Genomic DNA, 3,066 nt, shown 5'->3' with positions numbered 1-3,066 from the left:
GCTGTTGTCAGCGGGGCGTTTTGTTGATGTTTGGGTGCGGGAGCAGGATTTGAACCTGCGACCTTCAGGTTATGAGCCTGACGAGCTACCGGGCTGCTCCATCCCGCGGCAAACGGTAGTGTGAAGGAAGATGTTCGAGAGAGAGCTCAAGCAGCGCGAAGCGCGTCAGCTCAAGCAACAGTTACAGTGCGATATCCGCTTGGTAGACCCGGCGGCGACCTACTCTCCCACGCCTTGAGACGGAGTACCATCGGCTCTGGAGGGCTTAACGACCGAGTTCGGGATGGGATCGGGTGGGGAACCTCCGACATAGCCACCAGGTCAACCAAGCGGATATCGTACTGTAAGAGAAGACATTGTCGTATTCGAAAATCGAATGAGTTTTGCTGAGAAACGATCAAGCCGATCGGATTATTAGTACCAGTAAGCTTCACACGTCACCGCGCTTCCACACCTGGCCTATCAACGTGGTAGTCTTCCACGATCCTCAGCGAAGCCTTGTTTTGAGGTTAGTTTCCCGCTTAGATGCTTTCAGCGGTTATCTATTCCATACTTAGCTACCCTGCTGCACAGCTGGCGCCATGACAGGTACACCAGAGGTATGTCCATCCCGGTCCTCTCGTACTAGGGACAGATCCTCTCAAGCTTCGAACACCCACGGCAGATAGGGACCAAACTGTCTCACGACGTTCTGAACCCAGCTCACGTACCACTTTAATCGGCGAACAGCCGAACCCTTGGGACCTGCTCCAGCCCCAGGATGTGATGAGCCGACATCGAGGTGCCAAACTTTGCCGTCGATATGGACTCTTGGGCAAAATCAGCCTGTTATCCCTAGAGTACCTTTTATCCGTTGAGCGATGGCCCTTCCACTCGGGACCACCGGATCACTATGGCCGACTTTCGTCTCTGCTCGACTTGTCAGTCTCGCAGTCAGGCGGGCTTATGCCATTGCACTCGACGACCGATTTCCGACCGGTCTGAGCCCACCATCGCGCGCCTCCGTTACACTTTAGGAGGCGACCGCCCCAGTCAAACTACCCACCACGCCATGTCCCGGGACCGGATAACGGCCCTCGGTTAGACGTCAACGACAGTAAGGGTGGTATTTCAAGGATGGCTCCACCGGTGCTGGCGCCCCGGTTTCATAGCCTCCCACCTATCCTACACATACGGTCGCTAACGCCAAGGCGAAGCTATAGTAAAGGTTCATAGGGTCTTTCCGTCTGACCGCGGGAACCCCGCATCTTCACGGGGAATTCAATTTCACTGAGCCTATGCTGGAGACAGTGGGGAAGTCGTTACGCCATTCGTGCAGGTCGGAACTTACCCGACAAGGAATTTCGCTACCTTAGGACCGTTATAGTTACGGCCGCCGTTTACCTGGGCTTCAGTTCGACGCTTTCACATCTCCCTTTAACCTTCAGGCACCGGGCAGGCGTCAGACCCTATACGTCGCATTGCTGCTTCGCAGAGCCCTGTGTTTTTGCTAAACAGTCGCTACCCCCTGGCTTGTGCCACTCTGCAGAGGTTGCCCTTAGCAGAGTCACGCTTATTCCGAAGTTACGCGTGCAATTTGCCGAGTTCCTTCAGCATAGTTCTCTCAAACGCCTTGGTATGCTCTACCTGACCACCTGTGTCGGTTTCGGGTACGGTCTCTGCCAGAGTTATTTCCAGGGACAACTTCCCTGCCAGGACAATCCAATAAGCCCTGACAAGTTACGCCATCCGTCACTTCTGGCTGGTGCAGGAATATTTACCTGCTTCCCATCGACTACGCTTTTCAGCCTCGCCTTAGGGGCCGACTAACCCTGCGCAGATTAGCTTTACGCAGGAACCCTTGGTCTTTCGGCGGGAGTGTCTCTCACACTCCTATCGTTACTCATGTCAGCATTCTCACTTCCGATACCTCCAGCCAGGCTCACGCCTGACCTTCACCGGCTTACGGAACGCTCCGCTACCGCGCACATAAAGTGCACCCATATCTTCGGCGACTGGCTTGAGCCCCGTTACATTTTCCGCGCAGGATCGCTTGATCAGTGAGCTGTTACGCTTTCTTTAAAGGATGGCTGCTTCTAAGCCAACCTCCTGATTGTCAAAGCAATCCCACATCGTTTCCCACTTAGCCAGTACTTGGGGGCCTTAGATGATGGTTAGGGTTGTTTCCCTTTTCACGACGGACGTTAGCACCCGCCGTGTGTCTGCCCGATAGTTCTCTTAGGTATTCGGAGTTTGGTTAGTATTGGTACCGCTCGCGCAGCCCGCAACCATCCAGTGCTCTACCCCCTAAGGAATTCGTCGGACGCTCTACCTAAATAGATTTCGCGGAGAACCAGCTATGTCTGGGTTTGATTGGCCTTTCACCCCTATCCACAAGTCATCCGAGAATTTTTCAACATTCACCGGTTCGGTCCTCCAGTAAGTGTTACCTTACCTTCAACCTGCTCATGGATAGATCACCCAGTTTCGGGTCGTCATACGTCGAACTTAGCGCCCTATTCAGACTCGCTTTCGCTGCGCCTACACCTAACGGCTTAAGCTTGCTCGACACATGAAGTCGCTGACCCATTATACAAAAGGTACGCCGTCACCTCGCTTGGAGGCTCCGACTGCTTGTAGGCTTCCGATTTCAGGATCTGTTTCACTCCCCTTGTCGGGGTGCTTTTCACCTTTCCCTCACGGTACTTGTTCACTATCGGTCGTAGAGGAGTACTTAGGCTTGGAGGGTGGTCCCCCCATGTTCAGACAGGATTTCACGTGTCCCGCCCTACTCGAGTCTCTTGCTGTTTGACGCCTACGGGGCTTTCACCCGCTATGGCCGACCTTTCCAGATCGTTCGGCTTTATTTCACAAGAGCACTGGCCTGGTCCCGGTTCGCTCGCCACTACTACGGGAGTCTCGGTTGATGTCCTTTCCTCCGGGTACTGAGATGTTTCAGTTCCCCGGGTTTGCTTAATGAACCCTATGTATTCAGGTCATTATACCTTTGAACAATCCGCCAATCCGTACCCACCGAAGTGAGCAAAGTTGGAAGACTGTAAAGGTGGGTTTCCCCATTCGGAAATA

General features: G+C 53.8%; 1 tRNA gene and 2 rRNA genes (1 of these 3 running past the window's edge). All 3 read right to left on the bottom strand.

What is annotated here, in order from left to right:
* Positions 1 to 31 precede the first annotated feature (31 nt).
* Positions 32 to 108, bottom strand: a tRNA-Met gene (locus AC07U0_RS18315).
* A 98-nt stretch (positions 109 to 206) separates the two neighbouring features.
* Positions 207 to 321: ribosomal RNA gene (rrf, locus tag AC07U0_RS18310) — 5S ribosomal RNA — on the bottom strand.
* Between the two features lie 72 nt (positions 322 to 393).
* Positions 394 to 3,066 (bottom strand): 23S ribosomal RNA (locus tag AC07U0_RS18305) (it continues 108 nt past the right edge of the window).

Source organism: Brevundimonas sp. GW821-FHT02A10 (assembly GCF_059422025.1).
This window is presented reverse-complemented; position numbering and strand designations above follow the sequence as displayed.